A 17,910-nucleotide genomic window follows, 5' to 3' on the forward strand; every position below is an offset into this window, starting at 1 on the left:
CACCGCGATCACGGATCTATCGCGTCGGGCGCCAGTCCGGTGCTTCGACGAGCCTGTCCCACGCGTTCTCGGGAAGTCCCTTTTCCCGGAGCTTGTATTTCTGCACCTTGCTGGTCGGCGTCATCGGCAACTCCTCGACCTGGTGGACGTAGCGTGGGACGAAGAAGTACGGAGCGTGTTCGTCGATGTAGCGGCACAGTGCGAGCGGGTCGATCGTCGTCCCGGGCTCCGGGAGCACGTAGAGCAGCAACTCGTACTCGTGCAGTTGGGATGCGTACTCGATGTCGGTGGGCCGGACACCCACCGCGGCGGTGTCCAGGACACCGGGGAAGCCTCGCGCAATGTGCTCGACCTCGAAGGAGGACAGGTTCCGGCCCTTGAACCGTAGCGAGTCCTTCTTGCGGTCGACGAAGAACATCTCGCCGTCCGCGTCCTTTCGCCCCAGGTCGCCGGTGTGGTACCACAGATTGCGAAAGGCCTCGGCGGTCTTGTCGGGTGCGCGGAAGTAGCCGTTGAAGATGGTGAAAGGCTGGCGCGGCCGGATGCAGAACTCACCGACCTCGTCGATATCGACCTCCCGATCGTGTGCATCGAGGAGCGCCGTCTCGACCAGATCGTCCGGCTTCGGGGCGCCGCAGGCACCGGACTTCAGGCCCCAGTCGTCCCGGTACATGACCGCGCCCAGGACCTCGCTCTGCCCGTAGCCGGAGAAGACGGTCTCGATACCCCAGCGTTTCTTCGCCACCTCGATCAGATCCGGCACCGGCGGATTCATCACCAGGCTGCGGAGGGTGTTATCGCGTTCCATCGCACTCGGCTCCTGCTGGGACAGGAACACATGCATCGTGCCCAGCATCATGGTGTGGTGCGCGTCGTAGAACTTGATGCGATTCCAGTAGTCGCGCACCGAGAAGCGCTTGTCGATGCCCGCCTTCGCTCCGGTGACCAGCGCCGCGTAGACGTTCATCGACCAGCCGCTGGAGTTGTACATCGGGACGCAACCGTAGAAATTCTCGCCTTCGCGCACGCCGCCACGAATGTCATTGTGGTGCAGGGCATGGGCGATCCAGGCGTTGTGCGGCTGCTCGACGCCCTTGGAGCGGCCCGTGGTCCCGGAGGTCCACAGGATCGAGTTGGTGTCACCGTAGGACCAGTCCGGGGTGGTCGCGATCCCGGCATGCTCAGCGAAATCGACCAGCCGGTGCACGGTGACACCCGAGAGTCGGGTGTCGAGGTCGGCCGGAAGATCGCCGTTCACGACCAGATGATCGAAATTCGTCGCGGCCAGGCTCGTGATCGTGGGCAGCAGGTGGGCGTCGACGACCAGAACGCGGGATCGGATGTCCTGCAACAGCTCTTGCAGCCACTCGCCGCGGTATTCGGTGCTGACCGGCGACCAGATCGCGCCGGCCTGGTTGGCTCCGAAGGCGGTGATCGCCATCTCGGGCGAGTTGTCCATGAACATGGCGACTGTGTCACCCCGACCGACCCCGAGGTCGGACAGCGCTCCTGCGTAACGCCGGGATCGTTCCCACACCTCGCTGTAACTGTGGGTGCCGTGTTCTCCGGCCAGGAAGATCTGGTCCGGTACGGCCTCCGCTTGTCGGCGCAGGACGGTGGTGACTACCCGCTCGTCTGGGTCGGTGAGGTTGACAAGGTGCATGGGGGCGAGCCTCTCGCAGGGAAGGATCTTGAAGGTGGGAGGTTAGGAACGTGGCTCAGCCGATCGGGAGCTGATGCTGCCGCGCAGTCCGAGGCCGAGGAACGCGATGATTACCCACGCGGCCAACAGGACCCAGCCGATGATGCCAGCGCCGTATGCGTGGAGCGCGGCCGCGACGGTGAAGGGGAAGACGATGCTCCACAGTCGGCCGGAGGAATACGCCACGCCGGCACCGGTCGAGCGTAGTGCCGAGGGGTACTCGTCCATCATTGCAGCATTCAACACTGGCGAGAACCAGGCGATCAACACGAAGTGGACGAAGGCCATCACCGCGATGACTCCGGCCGCCGGCACGATGCCGAAGAGCAGGCCAACGATGCCCGCGACCACTGCGACGCCGAAGAACTGGGCCTTACGAGGCAGCCGGTCGGCGAACGCGAAGGCGAGGAGCATGCCCACCGGGGCACCGACGATGGCGACCATGGTGATGGTGAGTAGCGTCTCGCTGTCGAATCCCCGCATTTGCAGGATGGTCGCCAGCCAGACCGAGAACACTTGGGTAACAGTCGAATACACGATCCAGATCGCCATCAGGATGATGGTTGGCCGGAGCAACTTTCCACGGAAGGCTGCGCGCCAGCCACTGCCCTGGACCGATTCCTCCTCCGCGGCGACCTCGGCCAAACTGTGCTTGACCACCGCTGGGGGGAGGGCGGTGCCGACGGCCTGCTCGACACCGCGCTCGAGCCGTTGAAGCTCTCGCTCGGCATCCTCAGGACGGCCTCGGGAGAGCAACCACAGCGGCGACTCGGGGAGGCGGAACAGCAGGCCGAGGGCGAGCAGGCCAAGGCCACCGATGGCGAACAGCCAACGCCAGGCGTGGGGGTCCAGCGGAATGATGGTCCGGCCCAGGATCGCCACCGCGGCGCCGCCGATACCGCCGAAGAAGGCGGTCAGGGCGACACGTGAGCCGCGGCGGTGGACGGGCGAGACCTCAACCAGGTAGGTCATCGCCACGACGAAGATGATGCCCATACCGATCGCGGTCACCAGGCGGAGGACGCCGAAGGCGATCAGGCCGCTGGCGAAGACGTGGGCGAGCGAGCCCAGAGACGCCAGGACGAGGCCCACTCGCAGGATGGGCAGCCGGCCGTGCCGGTCGGCCACTCGGCCACCGATCAGCGCGCCGATCAGCATGCCGGTGAAGGTCACGGAGACCAGGGTCGCGATGTTGTTGAGCGAGAAGCCCTCCGCGGCTCGCATCGCTGGGGCCACGATTCCGAAGGCCGACTGGTCATAGAGGTCGAAGAAGTAGGCGGCCGCGGTAGCGACCATGATGCGCAGCGCAATGCCCTTGGCGGGGAGCCGGGACAGGCGTGCGGCAATGGAGGCTGCATCCAGCGAGGCTGGAACGGTCTCGCTGGTGGGGGTACTCGACATTGATCGCTCCAGTGGGTGAGGTAACCGAAGAGTGCAGGGGTTGCCAAAAAGGGCGCACGTTCTCGTGACAAAACGCGCGTCCTCGAGCGGTGTCTGCATCGACTCGAAGTGGCGGAGGCCGGGTGGATTCGGTCGAATCCACGAACCGGATCTAGTCACATCACTCCAAGCGATGTGATCTACGCTACTGACTTGACAGCTATGTCGCAAGTGCAACATGGTTGTCACCATGACTGAATACCAACCACTGGCAGGCATCAAGGTCCTCGATCTGGGGATTCTCATTCCTGCGGCATTGACCTCCGGAAAGCTCGCTGCCCTCGGCGCCGATGTGGTGAAGGTTGAGCAGCCGCCCGCCGGCGACCGCATCCGCAAAATCCCCCCGTTCGCTCCCGACGGCGGCAGCCCCCAGCACATGAGCCAGAACTGGGGTAAGCGGTCGATCGCGCTGGACGTCCGGGACCAGACGGACCGGGAGACCCTCATCGCCCTGGTGCGGGCAGCGGATGTCGTCGTCGAGAACCAGCTCGCCGGTTTCTGGCTGGAGGCGGGAGTCGACTTCGCCGAGCTCCGGAAGGAGCGACCGGAGTTGGTGATCTGCTCGATCTCCGGGTTCGGGCAAACCGGCCCCTGGGCGGGCCTGCCCGCACACGGCCTCAATGTCGACGCCCTCGCGGACGGGATCAACCTCGTCTGGGAGGACGGCAGGCCGCACCGCGGCTGGGCCTTCACCTCTTGGGGCAACGAGCTCGGTGCACTGTCGGCGGTGGCCGGTACGTGTGCGGCGATCGCGTCCGTCCGGGCCGGTGGCGAGGGTGCCTGGGTCGACGTATCCTGCTGGGATGCCCTGGTCGAGACCCATCGCACCGAGATCGCGATGACGCACCGCACCGGCAAGGCATTCTCCTATCGGGACACTCCGCGGCAAGCGCTCTACACCACCTACCTGTCCTCGGACGGAGTGCCGATCCTCATCGGCGCGCTCGAGCATAAGTTCTGGAAGCGTTTCTGTGCGGGCATCGACCGGGAAGACCTGGTGTCCCACCACGAGGGCGGCGAACTCGAATACGGCGACGCGGATACGGCCCTCGAAGCAGAGCTCGAGACCGTGTTCGCAAAGGAGGACGCGGCGACCTGGATGGAGCGCTTCCGAACCTGGGACGTGCCGGGCGGACCAGTGCTCGATGTCCAGGGCTTCATGGCAAGCGACCACTTCGCCGCCCGCGAGATCATGTCCGGTCCGGAGGGGGAGTGGCCCACCGTGGCCACCGCGATCCGATGGCATCACACCGGAACACGGGCCGGCGACAGCCTGACCCCCCCGCCGGACTTCAATGTGCACGCAGATGCGGTCCGCCGTGACTGGCTCGGCTGAGCCCGCCGAGCCCCGAGACCTCGGCCGTTCGTCAGCGCGCACGGAGCTGATGAGGGCCGAGGTCCGGCGGGTCGCCGCGGAGGTGTTCGCCACCCGCGGGTCCGACGCGACCGGGCTGCAGGACGTCGCGGACAGGATGGGGATCAGCAGATCCGCCCTGTACCGCTACTTTCCGAGCCGCGACGCCTTGGTAAGTGAGATTGTCGCCGAGCACGCCGAGCGGGCGGCGAAGATCATGGCCGAGACCATTCCTGACAGCTCGCCCGAGGTGCGGCTGCACGACCTGGTCCGGAGCCTCGCATCCTTCGCGATAGAGCACCCACAGACGACGCGGATGGTCGACACCATCTGGCCAGTGCTTCCGGAGGCCGCCCAGACGATCGTGCGAGACTTCAACCGGTCGTTCTTCGCCTCGCTGCGCGGCGTCATCGTAGTCGGAATCGAGACCGGGGTCTTCCGAGACGTCGATCCCGGCGTGGCGGCGCAGACGATGGCCTCGGTGACACGTTCGCTGGCAATCTGGTTCGACGCCGACGGCCGACTCAGCGCGGAGCAGGTCGCCGAACAGATCGCTTCGATCGCGGTGGCCGGGTTGCTCGCTCCGTCGGCCGCGACGTCGGCGGTGCTCGGTTCGGCGCAACGGGCAGCGACGGCGGTCCGATCCGAACTGGACCGACTTGAGCGGATTCTCGGGCGGACGAGGCCCGTCGACGACGCGTAACGAAGGGCGAGCGGTCGGCACGAGAATCATCGTTTTCGCACCGACCGCTCATTCGTGGATCCGGCAAGCAGCTGTTCCGCGAAGGACAGCACGCGCAAATGGTACGAGCGCGCGCGGAACCCCAGGGAAAGATTGTGTCCCGAGCCCGGAACCATGAACAGCTCCGATCCGGGACGCCGTAGGATCTCTGCGGCCCGCGTGAAAACCGCTGCGGCGGATGCCATTGTAGATTCCAGTTCGGCCACCGCGAACTGCACCGGAACATGCGCTTCCGAGAGTAGCTCCGCCAGCAATTCGGGCGCGTTCGCCGCATCCGCCATCTCGCCGGACGGCACCCGGGAGACGACCTCATGGAGCTGCTCGCGCAGCTGCGGCGGATAACTCCCCTCCGGTCCGAGCCAGTCACCCGGGTCGCGCAGGGCGCCCGGTGGCCGCCGGATGGTCATTCCGCTGGCGTCGACGGTGGCATGCAGGGCGCGCTGCTCCGCGGTGTACACCAGTGGCGCGCCGCCGACGGCGACGCCGAGCAGTCGGATGTCCCCGGGTTCCCGCTCGATCTGACGGGCGAGTTGAAGTGCGGTGATGGCTCCCAACGAGTGACCGACGAGGAGCATGGGGGCGCCGGCGGCGAGCCGAGCTACCACGTCTCGCAGCAGCCCGGCCTGCGCAGCAAGGTCCAGTCGGCGCGTCTGGAGGCTGGTCGATGCCCCATACCCGGGGCGATCCAGCGAGACCGCGCGCCAACCGGTAGCGGCGGCGAGCGCGAGGAGAGAGGACTCCGGGCACACCGGCGAGTCGAAGTACGCCGCACCGGATCCGCCGCCGTGCAGGGCGACGAGCAGCCCGTTGGATGAGCCCGCCGGCTCGGCGGAGATGCCGGACAGTGTGCCGTACTCGGTGTCGATGCGAATCGGTTGTGGAGGGTCGCCGACGCGGCCCGAGGGGGTGAGGTTAATGGTCACGGGGCGCCCACTGCAGGGTCGGTAAAGGACGACACGCTAGTTACCGTACCACTGTGGACCTATATATAATAGGACATCAAAGCTATTTGGGTCCAATCGCTTCCGTGATGTGGTGCTCGGCGAACCGGACCGGCTGGTCGGCTGTCCGCGCTCGACGGGAGGAGCGTTGGGAAACATCTGCGCGCCAACGACGTCGCGGTCGTCACCGGCGCGGCCAGTGGCATCAGGCCGGCGGCTCGCCCGAGCATGCTGCGCGCAAGGGTGGAGTTCGGAGCCGCCGGGTCTACGGACACGGATTCGCCAATTCTCTTGTGTGGCAACGGTGACTCGTCGCCGATATCTCTTCGAATTACTAGACCACTCTGGTACATTTTACCCCGAGACCGAGACTGGTACGGAGAACCACTAGGAGATGGCCATGAGCGTGACAGCAAGGTCCCAGCGGTTGCGGGTCGCAGACGTCGTGCACGAGACGCCGGAGGCCGTGTCGATCCTGTTCGAGGAAGGTCGTCAGGCCCTCGACTATCTTCCCGGTCAGTTCCTGGTGCTGCGGGTGCCGAGTGCGCGGACGGGCTCGGTTGCCAGGTGCTACTCGCTCGCCAGCTCGCCCCACCGTGGCGAGCCCGCCCGGGTGATCGTCAAGCGCACGCCCGACGGCTATGCGTCGAACTGGTTGTGCGACAACATAGCCAGCGGAGACGAGTTGGACGTGCTTCTTCCGTCTGGTGTGTTCACCCCGAGTTCGCTGGATGCAAACCTGCTGTTGTTCGCGGCGGGCAGCGGCATCACTCCGATCCTGTCGATCGCGAAGTCCGTGCTCAGCGAGGGCGGCGGCGCCGTCGAACTCTTCTATGCGAACAGGGACGAGTCGTCGGTTATTGCGGCCGCCGAGTTACGAGCGCTCGAGGCCGAGTTTCCCGAACGCCTCGTGGTGCACCACTGGCTGGAGTCCGTTCAGGGGCTTCCTCGGTCGCACGCGCTGGCCCGGATCGCCCAGTCGTTCCCGGATCGGGAGGCGTACACCTGTGGCCCGGGCCCCTTCATGGAGGCAGTCCGTGCGGCCTGGACTGCGGCGGGACGCGACCGGTCCGCTCTGCATTTGGAGGTGTTCACCTCCCTCAGCGGCGACCCCTTCGAGGAGCTGGCGGTCGTCGAGGAGATCGAGGGTGGCGAGACGGTGCCGCTCGAAGTGAGCGTCGACGGCGAGACCCACGACCTGCAGTGGCCGAAGGGCGTCACGCTGGTCGACTTCCTGCTGGCACGGGGTATCGACGTTCCCTACCTCTGCCGCGACGGCGAGTGCGGAACCTGTCTGGCAACCTGTTCGTCGGGGCAGGTGACGATGGTCGGTAACAATCTGCTGGAGCCGGAGGACGTTGCGAACGGTGATGTGCTGGCCTGCCAGTTGGTATGCGCCGGGGATAGACCCGTCAAGGTTGTATTCTGACGCGGCGCTGGAGGGACTCGAGTCGGAGGTGCAATGACGGGCGAAGCGGGGCTGCGGGACGCCGCGCACCCTCGGGTGGGACGGCCGCGTGATTCCTCGCTGGAGGAGCGACTGCTGCGGGCGGCTCGCGCGGAGTTGACGGACCGAGGTGTCGACGGCTTCAGCATGCGCAGCGTGGCAAAACGGGCCGGCGTGGCGCGATCGAGTCTGCTGTTGCGCTGGACCGAGGCGGAGGCGCTGATCGTCGACGCGATCGACGCGATCGTCCTGCCGGAGATTCCGGACTTGCCCGGCACCCTCCGGGGGGACCTGCTGGTGCTGCTAGGCGTTATCGCCGATCAGATGGGGACCGAGACAATGGACCTGCAGATGCGGGTGATGGCTGATGCGAGCTCGAACCCCGGATTGCTGGCTCGTTTCCAGGAGCGGTTGCTGCACCCCACTGCGCGGCGGTTCGCGGAGGTCCTTCAGGCGGCGGTCGACCGTGGTGAACTCGCGGCCGACGTCGATCAGGCACTCTTAGCGGACAGCCTGGTCGGGATTGTGTACATACGGACAATGGCCTCGCCGAAACGCAGGCCGCCGGGTCCGCAGGCGCGACGAACGCTGATCGACCGGATGCTTCGGATGGTGCAGCGCTGAGCCGGATTACGCGCCGGGCGAGTTAGGCGTCCAGCGGTCAGATCCGCCCGAGGCGGGGCCATCACGCGCGGGGCGCGCTCAATCGGTCAAACCGAGCAGATCGATGGCGGCAGCCACGATCGCGCTGGGGTCATCCTCGCCGGTGGAGCGCGCCCAGCAATTCCACCCAGTTGCGGCCGCGGCGGACACGGCCGCAGCCAGAACGGTTGGCCGCAGGTCTGAGGCAGCGACATCCATTCGTCGGGCCAGCTCAGCGACCACCGAGGTATCGGTGATCGTCTCGCCGAGGTCCTTGGCCCAGACGGCGGTCGTGGTCGCCAGGAGCCGTTCGAGTGCGTGAACCTTGGGCCGTTCGCTCTCGGGAACGTGCGAGCTCTCAAGGTAGGCGCCGCGCAGGGCAACGAGTGGGGATTCGTCGCTCGGCCGCGCCTCGAACAACCGCATAAACCTCGCTGAGAGCGAGTGGCGATATCGACGTAGTACTGCCTCTTTGGACGGGAAGTATCGAAAGAACGACCGCTCTGACATCCCAGCGGCGGCGGCCACCTCTTCGACGGACACCGCGTCGTAACCGCGGTCGAGGAAGAGGTGCAGGGCGATCCGGGCCAGGTCATCCTGTACCCACTGTCGGCGGAGCGCGCGCAAGTTTTGCGGCATTGACTGATCGGTCTGCGAGCCGTCGGGTCGATCGCCGGCGGCGGACTGCAGATCGGACGTCAGGTCATCGCGCTGCATTGTCCTCGTCACTTCCCTTCGCGGTTGCTTGGCGGCAAGTCGCAAGTCTGTCATTGATCGTCGGTGGGGAGGACCGGCGAATCACTTGACTCGATGTCATACACACAATAATGTCAGCCTCTGTCAACTTGTGTCAGTCACTGTCAGCGGCTGGCAGTCACTGTCAAATGAAATCTTTCTGGAGGTCCGGTGTCGGCTTCGAGTGGAACCACTGAGGACGCGGTCGTGATGGATGATCCCCAACTCGATCTGGCGGCCCTGTCCGCCTGGGCGGGCGATGCGCTGGGCGTTGCGTCCGAGCCCATCAGTGCGACGCGGATTGGCGCGGCGACCGGTATCGCCAATGCGCTGTACGAGTTGCGGCGCGGCGGCGATGTCTTTGTTCTCCGTCGTCCGCCCGCGGTGCTGAATGACAAGAGCGCGGGCGACATGGTCCGGGAGTGGCGAATCCTCCAGGCGCTGGAGGGCACGCCGGTGCCGCACCCCACGCCGCGGCTGCTCTGCGAGGATGCTGGAGTCATCGGAGCCCCGTTCCTGGTCATGGACAAGGTCGACGGCTTCACGCCCGGCTACGAGCTGGCCGAGCCGTTCCATTCGGATCCGAGCTTGCGGCGTGGTCTCGCCGAGGGATACGTCGACGGTCTGGTCGAGCTGGCCGCGGTCGACTGGCAAGCCCGCGGGCTCGACGGGCTCGGAAAGCCGGAAGGATTTCTGGAGCGGCAGGTGTCACGCTGGCTCGCGCAGCTGGATCGGTACCGGACCCGAGACCTGCCTGAACTGGACTTCGTCACGGACTGGCTCGAGCACAATCGGCCGACGATGAGTCCCGCCGCGATCCTGCACGGCGACTACAGTCCGTTCAACGTCATGGTCGCGCCGGAACCGCCTGCCCGGCTGGCGGCGATCATCGACTGGGACACGGGCACCATCGGCGACCCGTTGCTCGACATCGGTCACCTTCTGGCTCGCTGGACAAACCCCGGCGAGGAGCCGGTCCTCACTTTGCAGGCCGGCGGTGTCGATCACTACCCCACTCGCGCCGAGTTGGCGGCCCGGTACGCGGAGCGCTCCGGCCGAGATCTGTCGGCTCTGCCGTACTACCAGTGCCTGGCGCTGTTCAAGCTCGCGGTCATCCTCGAGGGTCGCGTCGCCCGGGCGGCGGCGAACGGGGTTCCCGACAAGGACAACACCATGGCGCCGCTGGTGGAGCGCCTCATGGTTGCCGCTGCGGAGTTCGCCCGCGAAGAAAGGATCTGAGATGAATGAGTTGGCGGGAAAGGTTGCGATTGTCACCGGCGGCAGCCGGGGGATCGGCCGTGCGATCGTCGAGGGGTTCGCCGCCGCAGGCGCGGATGTCGTGATCGCCAGTCGCAAGCTCGACGCATGCGCAATCGCGGCTGAGCAGATCGCCGACAAATTCGGGGTCCGCACACTTCCGGTCGCTTATCAAGCCGCGAATTGGGAGGAATCCGACCACCTCGCCGAGACGATCGACCGCGAGTTCGGCCGATGTGACGTGCTCGTCAACAACGCGGGCATGACCCCGCGCTATCCGGATCTTCTGTCCATCGACGAGTCCTACTACGACAAGGTCGCCGGGGTGAACCTCAAGGGTCCGTTCCGGCTGTCGGTTCTGCTGGCCGAGCAAATGAAGGCAGGCGGCGGTGGCTCGATCATCAATATCAGCACTATTGGAACGCTCCGGCCCGGAACCGACGAGCTGGTCTATGCCTGTGCGAAGGCCGGACTCAACGCGCTGACCGTCGGTCTCTCGGGTGCATACGGGCCCACAGTCCGAGTCAATGCCCTGCTACCGGGGCCGGTCGCCACCGACATTTCGGCCGGGTGGAGCGAGGAGCTTCGCGCCCGCGCGGTAGAGGGGATGCCCCTGGCTCGGATGGGCACCCCGGAGGACTTCGTAGGACCGGCCCTCTGGCTGGCCACACCGGCATCGGCCTTCGTTACCGGGACCCTGATTCGGGTCGACGGCGGCCTCTACCGACAGAACCCCTGACAAGGAGTAGTGCAAGTATGTGGAATTTCAGCACGGAACCTGAGTTCGAAGAGCAGCTGGAGTGGATGCGGCGTTTCGTGGTTGAGGAGGTCGCCCCTCTCGACCTGCTGTGGCCGCACGATCACCATCGGACGCCTCCAAAGTGGCTCAAGGAGGTCATCGACCCGCTCAAGGACGAGGTCCGCAAGCGTGGGCTGTGGGCCTGTCACCTGGGCCCGGAGCTCGGCGGCCAGGGCTTTGGTCAGGTGAAGCTCAGCCTGATGAACGAGATCCTCGCCCCCTACCAGTGGGCACCGACCATTTTCGGGGTGCAGGGGCCGGACACCGGCAATGCTGAAGTCATCGCGCACTACGGCACCCAGGAGCAGAAGGACCAGTACCTCCAGCCGCTCCTCGATGGTGAGCTGTTCTCCGCCTTCTCGATGACCGAGCCCCAGGGCGGTTCGGATCCCACAGGATTCCGCTGCCGGGCAGAGCGAGATGGCGACGGCTGGGTAATCAACGGCGAGAAGTTCTTCACCTCGAACTCCGAGGAAGCCGCCTTCCTCGTGCTGCTGGCCGTGACGGATCCCGAGGCATCGACCTACAAGCGCATGTCGATGTTCCTCGTCCCGCGGGATACCCCGGGAATCGAGACGGTTCGCCGCACACAGTTCATGGGTGAAGCCGAAGACGCGATGGATCACGCACTGGTTCGCTACACGAACGTCCGGGTTCCCGCTGAGGGTCTACTCGGTGAGCCCGGCCAGGGCTTCGAGATTGCACAGACCCGGCTCTCAGGTGGTCGCATCCACCACGCCATGCGTGGTGTCGGCCAGGCACGCTACGCCTTCGACATGGGCTGCGAGCGAGTGCTGAGCCGGATCAGCCGTGGCTCCCAACTGGGGGACTTCCAACTGGTGCAGCAGGCGATCATGGAAAGCTACGCCCAAATCGAACAGTTCCGGCTGTTCGTCCTTCGGACCGCATGGATGATCGACCAGGGGCATGGCTACAGCAAGGACATCCGACGCGACATCGCCGTCGCAAAGGTGCTGTCTGCCCGTGTGGTGCGCGATGTAGTCGAGCGTGCGATGCACCTGCACGGTGCGTTGGGGGTCTCCAACGAAATGCCGTTCGGTGAGTTGTGGGCTCTGGCAGCTGCGTACGGAATCTGGGACGGCCCCACCGAGGTGCACACGATCACAGCGGCTCGCCTGATTCTTCAGGACCATGAGCCGGCGCCGGGCGACTACCCGACCGAGTGGTTGCCTGCACGGGTCGAGGCCGCGCGTGCCAAGCACGCCACAGCACTCGCGGCGCAAGCTGCCACCGAGGCCAAGGCACACGCGTAAGGCTCTCGAAGAGCAATTCACCCATGTCGACACCGGACCCAGTAAGGGTAAGTGTTGTCGGGCCACCGCCCGAAAGCCTGTTGGCCCGACAACATTGGAGTGTTTTCAGTTACGAGGGCTCCTCCGATGTCAGCATTGACGCGCGCAGACAATGTCGCCCAATGTGCGTGGGCGTGGGTTCGGCAGATGACGATTTGCGAGTAGCATCGGATGCCAGGCGCCGAACTAAGCGGCGGTCCATCGTCGAGAAGGCCGTGCCGGAAACTCTCCGCATCAACTAGCGCGAGCCGAGACTGGGGATCCTCGCCGTGATTGCCGAGCATCTAGTGCGTCGTGGGATGAGTACCTAGGCTGCCACGGTGAGAACGACAGGCGTCCCCCGGCATAGCCCTCGCCAGGGCAGGACCTCCACGAGTCAGCAGGCTTCTTCAGTCACGATCAGAGGGGTGAAATCCCATGAACTCTCGTGAGTATCGCCAATTGCGTCAGAGGCGTCGAGCCGCTTTGCTCGCGGCCAACCGCAAACGCAATCACCGTGACATCGAAGCGGAGCGCCTCATCGAGTTCGCCATCAGGTGGGCGCCGTACGGGGGCGCGACCGAGGAGGAAATTCTTGTGCAGTTCGGAATGACGCGGCGCCGATTTATTGAGCGATTGTGGCAGGCTATCCCTGAGTCGAACTGTGTCGAAGACGAAATGAGCCGTTTGGCGCGCGCGTACCCTACCGACAAGCAAGGTTCCTCCTCCGTTCCCTCAGCAGTCGGCGATCTCTTTCATGGGCTAACAAAATAGCTGACATCCGACAGGTCCCGCGAACTTGCATCAGAATAAGAAAAATCAGGTAGGAAGACGTGTGGCACAACCGTATCGACAATGACATTCTCGACTTTGCGCTCCTCTGGGATCCGCTTGGCGGGCCAGCCCCGGACGACAATGCAATTACGTTCTCCATAGAGATGAGCGAGTGCAACCAGCGACTCCGAGGTGCTGCGAGGCTCCAGTTAGCCCACCTTCGAAAATGGACCGCTTCTCCGCAGCACATCTATGGGCCGTCGGCACATACAGTGCGCGCACAAGATTCCGCAACGCACCACAAGAGGTGACCGGCTCGTCGGTGACAACTCGACCGTTAAATGCCTTACCCCACTCCGCACTAGGAGCACAGCGGGCTCCGGCACCCCTTGCTGCAGTGGCTGGCCCGGGTGCCGGCCCGCTTCGAGACCAGGCTGCCACGGATCCCCGCACCCATATCAAGGAAGGAGCGGAATCTTGGTGGACACCGAAGTCCTGACCCGTTTCGACGGCAACCGGGCAGCGATCATCGTCGAACCGGACTTGCACGTGGTGACGTTCGCCGAGCTGGAGGCACGGTCGAACCAGATTGCGCACTACCTCCGCGAAGCAGGTCTACGTCCGGGCGATCGCATTGGCATCATGTCCGAGAACTCGGCTGAGTACCTTGAGATCGCGTGGGGAGCCCAGCGTGCGGGGCTCTACTACGTCGGGATCAACACCCATCTGACCGCCCCAGAGGTGTCCTACCTGGTCGGCGACAGCGGTGTGCACGTGCTTTTTGTGTCTGATCGCTTCGTGGACCTGGCTGAGAATGTCCTCACCGCCCCAAGCCTGCAGCCACGCCGGATCGTTATCGGTGACCGCTGCGAGGACTGGGAGTGCTATGCGGACATACTGACTAGCTACCCGACGACACCGATCGATGACGAGTGCGAGGGTGACTTCCTGCTGTACTCCTCGGGCACGACCGGACAACCCAAGGGGATCAAACGCCCGCTACCAGGTGGACCGATGGGCACCTATCCCGATCTGCCCGGCCGGTGGCTGCGGGAAACGCTCGGATTCAATCCTGGCGACGTCTACCTTTCTCCCGCACCGCTCTATCACGCTGCGCCGCTGGCATGGTCGATGTCGACCCATCGCAGCGGAGGCACGGCAGTAATTTTGCGCAAGTTCGATCCAGAGCTCTCGCTCCGGACCTTAGAGAAGCACCAGGTGACCCATGGCCAATGGGTGCCGACCATGTTTGTCCGCATGCTCAAGCTGCCCGAAACGGTGCGCTCAGGTTATGACCACTCCAGCCTGCGCCATGTGATCCACGGAGCAGCGCCGTGCCCGGTCGAGGTGAAACACCGAATGATCGAGTGGCTCGGCCCGATCCTCTACGAGTTCTACTCCAGCACGGAGGGCATGGGTGCAACCGCGATCACTTCTGAACAGTGGCTGCTTAAGCCCGGGTCCGTCGGGCTCCCAGTGATGGGAACGCCCTACATCAAGGACGAGGACGGCAATACGCTCCCAGCGGGTGAAGTCGGCACGATCTGGTTCACCGGTTGTGAGCAGTTCGAGTACCACGGAGACCCGTTGAAGACTGCGGCCAGTCGCGACTCGAGTGGTGGTGTCACGGTAGGCGACCTCGGATATCTGGATGAGGATGGTTATCTGTTTCTCAGCGATCGTCGCCCGCATCTGATCATCTCCGGTGGTGTGAACATCTATCCACAAGAGATCGAGGACGCACTCGTCCTGCATCCGCGGATTCTCGATGTCGGCGTCATCGGCCTTCCCGACCAGGAGATGGGTGAACGTTTGGTCGCGGTCGTTCAACCGGTCTCGAAGGACGATGTCGAGGGGTTAGCCGAGGATCTTCGTGCCTACGCCAAGGAACGGTTGGCCGGGTTCAAGGTCCCCCGCGAGTTTCGGATCGTCGACGAACTGCCACGGACACCAACTGGGAAGCTACGCAAGCATGAGTTGAGGGACCAAGTCATCGCCCCTGAACTCGCTGACGGCACCGTGCTGACCCAGTGGCCCAGGACCTTCGACGGAATCCGAGTAGACGTCACCGACCGTGTCGCCACACTGACACTGGACCGCGAAAAGCACCGCAACGCCTGGACCATTCCCATGGTCCGAGCTTTCAGTGATGCCCTCCGCCGCTGTGCTCACGACGATGAAATTCGAGTCGTGGTTCTCACCGGGGCTGGCGACTCGTTCTCCGTAGGCGCTGACCTTGCGGCAGGATTAGGACCCCCTTCTGAAACGGCGACGAACCCGTCAGATGTACTCCAGAACCTTTTCACACCACGTGATCTCGACAAGCCCGTCATTGCAGCGATCAACGGCGATGCGATCGGTATGGGAGTCACGCTCAGCCTCCTGTGCGACATCCGCATCGTCGCCATCGATGCGCGCCTGGCAATCCCGATGACCCGTCTCGGGGTCATTCCGGAACTGGGCTCCCACTGGACTCTTCCACGGATCGCGGGCCTAGCAGTCGCCTCAGATCTACTCCTGACGGGCAGACGCTTTTCCGGCGCGGAGGCCGAACGCCTGGGAGTATGCAGTCACGCGGTACCCAGGGGCGAGGTGCTCAAGAGGGCTCTGGAAACGGCCAGGGACATAGCGAACCACACAGCACCTCGTGCCGTCGGGCTCACCAAGCGACTCATGCTCGATAGTCTGGAGACCTCGTATGGGCCGTCGTTCGCACGAGAGTCCGACCTGTTCGTCGCCCTCGCGCTCGAACCAGATGCGACGGAAGGGGTGGACGCGTTCCTCGAGAAGCGTGCGCCGCGCTGGACTGGGAGCCTCAACCGCCCGTTGCCGCAGGTGGGCCCGTCGGACTCTTCGGAGTAGTTCGAGAAATCTGGTTTGGACACTATCTGCCGCGAGGTGAAAGCGTGGCGCCGCGTAGGCCACCCGTGGTGGTGCGCGGCCCAGACGTCAGTAACCCGCCCGGGTAGGCGGCGTGAATTCGACACCGCCGTAGTGGCGCCGTTCCCTGCTTAAACCCAGATGCACCGATCAACTGATGAGGTCGGTGTGAATGTGGTTGTGCGGCAGCGGGTGGGGTGCGGGCATGGTTGATCGTCCGACCGCTCGTGCCGGGTTGTTCCACTGGCTCTTTCGCGTCGAGGGTGGGCAGTTGTCGCGGGCGTTAGGCGATGATCGGCTGGTTTCGGCCGAACATGCAGTCGAACAGGGTGTTCCACGCGGTTTCCCACGGCCAGCGTTGTGGTAGGTGCAGCGTCAACCGGCGTGCGGAGGAGGCGATCCGTGCGGGCACCGAGACCACGGTCCGCCGGATGGTGCCGGTGGTCGCTCTGGCAAGCTTCGGGTCGTCGGTGAAGGTGCCGGCGGCGCGGGTGAGGTTGAACGCCATCACCGCGCAGACGAGCCAGGCGGCGTTCGCGGTGAACCGACCCGAGGGCAGGTGCGCCAGGGCGGAGTTCTTCAGGTCCGCGTTCACCTGCTCGACGATCGCGTGCTGACGGTGCAGCTTGTCGGCGGTGACGGTATCGAGATCCGTGGTGTCGGTGGTGGTGAAGAACGCGTGGAACCGCCAGATATCGAACAACGTGCCTTGGTCCTGGTCCTTCTTCGGCCGCAGGTCGGGGATACGCCGCACCACCAACCGCCCCGGAATCCGGTGCGCCTTGCGCTGGGAGGCGAACGCGGTGAAGTCGATTTCGGCGACCTCCGCACGCGAGATCCAGGTATCGGTGTCCTCGTCGTAGGTCGCGTCGGTGTACTCGATCGGCGTCCAGGCATCGTCGTCGTCGATCGATTCGATCGCTCGCTTGATGGTCGAGGTCAGGCGCACGGTCACCGAGACATCGGCTCCGGCTGCGATCGCGGCACCGAGGGTGGGATGACCGTAGAAGGCAGAATCGAGTCGCACCAGCACTTTCGGTGTGGACTCGGCAGCTGATTCGGTGCTGTGCGTGCGGAGTCGGTCGACGGTGGCCAGGGCGTCGGCGACGATCCGGGCGGCACCCCGCGGGGAGCCGCACGCACCCCGGCGCAGCCGCTGCCCCACGATCACCGGCGCCGCGGTGTCGGTGGTGACCGTCGCGAGCAGCGCGTTCAGCCCGCGGACCCCGGAGTACCCGTATCCGGAGCCCTGCTTGCCGTGACCGTGGACCTCGATGACCGCAAAAGTCGATATCGACCAGCACCCGTCCGGTGTCGATCCCCGCCACCACCGGGGTGCGAGCAGCGAGCCCGAGCAGGAATCGGGAGGCGACGGCGTCGAGCTGGCGGACGTGCCCGAAGGTGAACTCGCGGAGGAACGATCCCAGCGTCGACGGGGCGTAGGGGCGGTCGAAGATCGTGCCCATCGCCCCGTGCCGAAGCAACGCCAGGTCGGCGATGCTGTCGGCGCCGGCGACCATCCCGCCGACGAGGGACCCGATCTTGCGGCCGGCGTTGGCGCCTTTGTCGGTCGGCACGCTCAGGTGCTGATCGGCGAGGGTGAGCAGGCCGCTGGCCTGGGCCAATGCCATCATCGGGACCAGGCCGGCGGTCGCCACGAGATTCGGGTCGTCGAACCTGGCGGCAGCGACGGGCAGGGTGTGAGATAGTTGCATCCGCGAGATGTCCTTCTGTGTGGCTGAATCTGACCCTAGAGAAGTCTTATTCTTCCACTACGGCAGGGCATTTCGCCCTTATGACACTCTCAGGCGCTCATCCGAATCGGTGTTTCCAGGTTAAAGCCCCGGCAGATGCGTGTATCAACTATTTGTCTGCCAAACTGTCGCCGACGCGATGGTTCTAGCA

The 17,910-nt window shown here is 64.9% G+C and carries 13 protein-coding genes and 1 pseudogene; 9 read left to right on the forward strand and 5 right to left on the reverse strand.

Annotation, left to right across the window (positions count from 1 at the left end; genetic code table 11):
- Positions 1-16: 16 nt before the first annotated feature.
- Both ACFVJ3_RS31605 and ACFVJ3_RS31610 read right to left on the reverse strand, forming a co-directional pair.
- Positions 17-1,663, reverse strand: a complete 1,647-nt coding sequence (locus tag ACFVJ3_RS31605; RefSeq protein WP_378455821.1) for a class I adenylate-forming enzyme family protein — start codon at positions 1,661-1,663, stop codon at positions 17-19.
- A 42-nt stretch (positions 1,664-1,705) separates the two neighbouring features.
- Positions 1,706-3,103, reverse strand: a complete 1,398-nt coding sequence (locus tag ACFVJ3_RS31610; RefSeq protein WP_378455822.1) for an MFS transporter — start codon at positions 3,101-3,103, stop codon at positions 1,706-1,708.
- Positions 3,104-3,332: 229 nt separating this feature from the next.
- Here ACFVJ3_RS31610 and ACFVJ3_RS31615 point away from each other — a divergent pair, with 229 nt between their 5' ends.
- Together ACFVJ3_RS31615 and ACFVJ3_RS31620 are read left to right on the forward strand one after the other, a co-directional pair.
- Complete coding sequence (locus ACFVJ3_RS31615) at positions 3,333-4,478, forward strand: CaiB/BaiF CoA transferase family protein (protein WP_378455823.1); 1,146 nt, start codon at positions 3,333-3,335, stop codon at positions 4,476-4,478.
- 49 nt (positions 4,479-4,527) lie between these two features.
- Positions 4,528-5,199 carry a TetR/AcrR family transcriptional regulator gene (locus tag ACFVJ3_RS31620; RefSeq protein ID WP_378455824.1) on the forward strand — a complete coding sequence of 224 codons (672 nt, stop codon included), beginning with the start codon at positions 4,528-4,530 and terminating at the stop codon, positions 5,197-5,199.
- A 26-nt stretch (positions 5,200-5,225) separates the two neighbouring features.
- On the opposite strand, the gene ACFVJ3_RS31625 is transcribed toward ACFVJ3_RS31620, so the two are convergent.
- Positions 5,226-6,161: an alpha/beta fold hydrolase gene (locus tag ACFVJ3_RS31625; RefSeq protein WP_378455825.1), complete on the reverse strand. Its 936-nt coding sequence runs from the start codon at positions 6,159-6,161 to the stop codon at positions 5,226-5,228.
- 418 nt (positions 6,162-6,579) lie between these two features.
- Between ACFVJ3_RS31625 and ACFVJ3_RS31630 the strand changes: the two genes are divergently transcribed.
- On the forward strand, positions 6,580-7,608 hold the full coding sequence (locus tag ACFVJ3_RS31630; RefSeq protein ID WP_378455826.1) for a 2Fe-2S iron-sulfur cluster-binding protein: 1,029 nt from the start codon (positions 6,580-6,582) through the stop codon (positions 7,606-7,608).
- Between the two features lie 33 nt (positions 7,609-7,641).
- Positions 7,642-8,250 carry a TetR/AcrR family transcriptional regulator gene (locus tag ACFVJ3_RS31635; protein WP_378455827.1) on the forward strand — a complete coding sequence of 203 codons (609 nt, stop codon included), beginning with the start codon at positions 7,642-7,644 and terminating at the stop codon, positions 8,248-8,250.
- 78 nt (positions 8,251-8,328) lie between these two features.
- On the opposite strand, the gene ACFVJ3_RS31640 is transcribed toward ACFVJ3_RS31635, so the two are convergent.
- A complete protein-coding gene (locus ACFVJ3_RS31640) occupies positions 8,329-8,985 on the reverse strand; it encodes a TetR family transcriptional regulator (protein WP_378455828.1) in 657 nt (218 codons plus the stop codon).
- Positions 8,986-9,213: 228 nt separating this feature from the next.
- Here ACFVJ3_RS31640 and ACFVJ3_RS31645 point away from each other — a divergent pair, with 228 nt between their 5' ends.
- The 5 genes from ACFVJ3_RS31645 to ACFVJ3_RS31665 all read left to right on the forward strand — a co-directional run bounded on the left by ACFVJ3_RS31645 (position 9,214) and on the right by ACFVJ3_RS31665 (position 15,987).
- On the forward strand, positions 9,214-10,242 hold the full coding sequence (locus ACFVJ3_RS31645; protein ID WP_378455829.1) for a phosphotransferase family protein: 1,029 nt from the start codon (positions 9,214-9,216) through the stop codon (positions 10,240-10,242).
- Between the two features lies 1 nt (position 10,243).
- A complete protein-coding gene (locus tag ACFVJ3_RS31650) occupies positions 10,244-10,999 on the forward strand; it encodes an SDR family NAD(P)-dependent oxidoreductase (protein WP_378455830.1) in 756 nt (251 codons plus the stop codon).
- Between the two features lie 17 nt (positions 11,000-11,016).
- Complete coding sequence (locus tag ACFVJ3_RS31655) at positions 11,017-12,333, forward strand: acyl-CoA dehydrogenase family protein (RefSeq protein WP_378455831.1); 1,317 nt, start codon at positions 11,017-11,019, stop codon at positions 12,331-12,333.
- A gap of 456 nt (positions 12,334-12,789) precedes the next feature.
- A complete protein-coding gene (locus ACFVJ3_RS31660) occupies positions 12,790-13,125 on the forward strand; it encodes a hypothetical protein (RefSeq protein WP_378455832.1) in 336 nt (111 codons plus the stop codon).
- A 480-nt stretch (positions 13,126-13,605) separates the two neighbouring features.
- Positions 13,606-15,987, forward strand: a complete 2,382-nt coding sequence (locus ACFVJ3_RS31665) for an AMP-binding protein (RefSeq protein ID WP_378455833.1) — start codon at positions 13,606-13,608, stop codon at positions 15,985-15,987.
- Positions 15,988-16,288: 301 nt separating this feature from the next.
- Here ACFVJ3_RS31665 and ACFVJ3_RS31670 read toward each other — a convergent pair.
- A pseudogene (locus tag ACFVJ3_RS31670) lies at positions 16,289-17,720 on the reverse strand (IS1380 family transposase).
- Between the last annotated feature and the right edge of the window lie 190 nt (positions 17,721-17,910).

Origin of the sequence: Rhodococcus sp. NPDC127593, assembly GCF_042671975.1 — a bacterium.
GTDB lineage: Bacteria > Actinomycetota > Actinomycetes > Mycobacteriales > Mycobacteriaceae > Rhodococcus_F.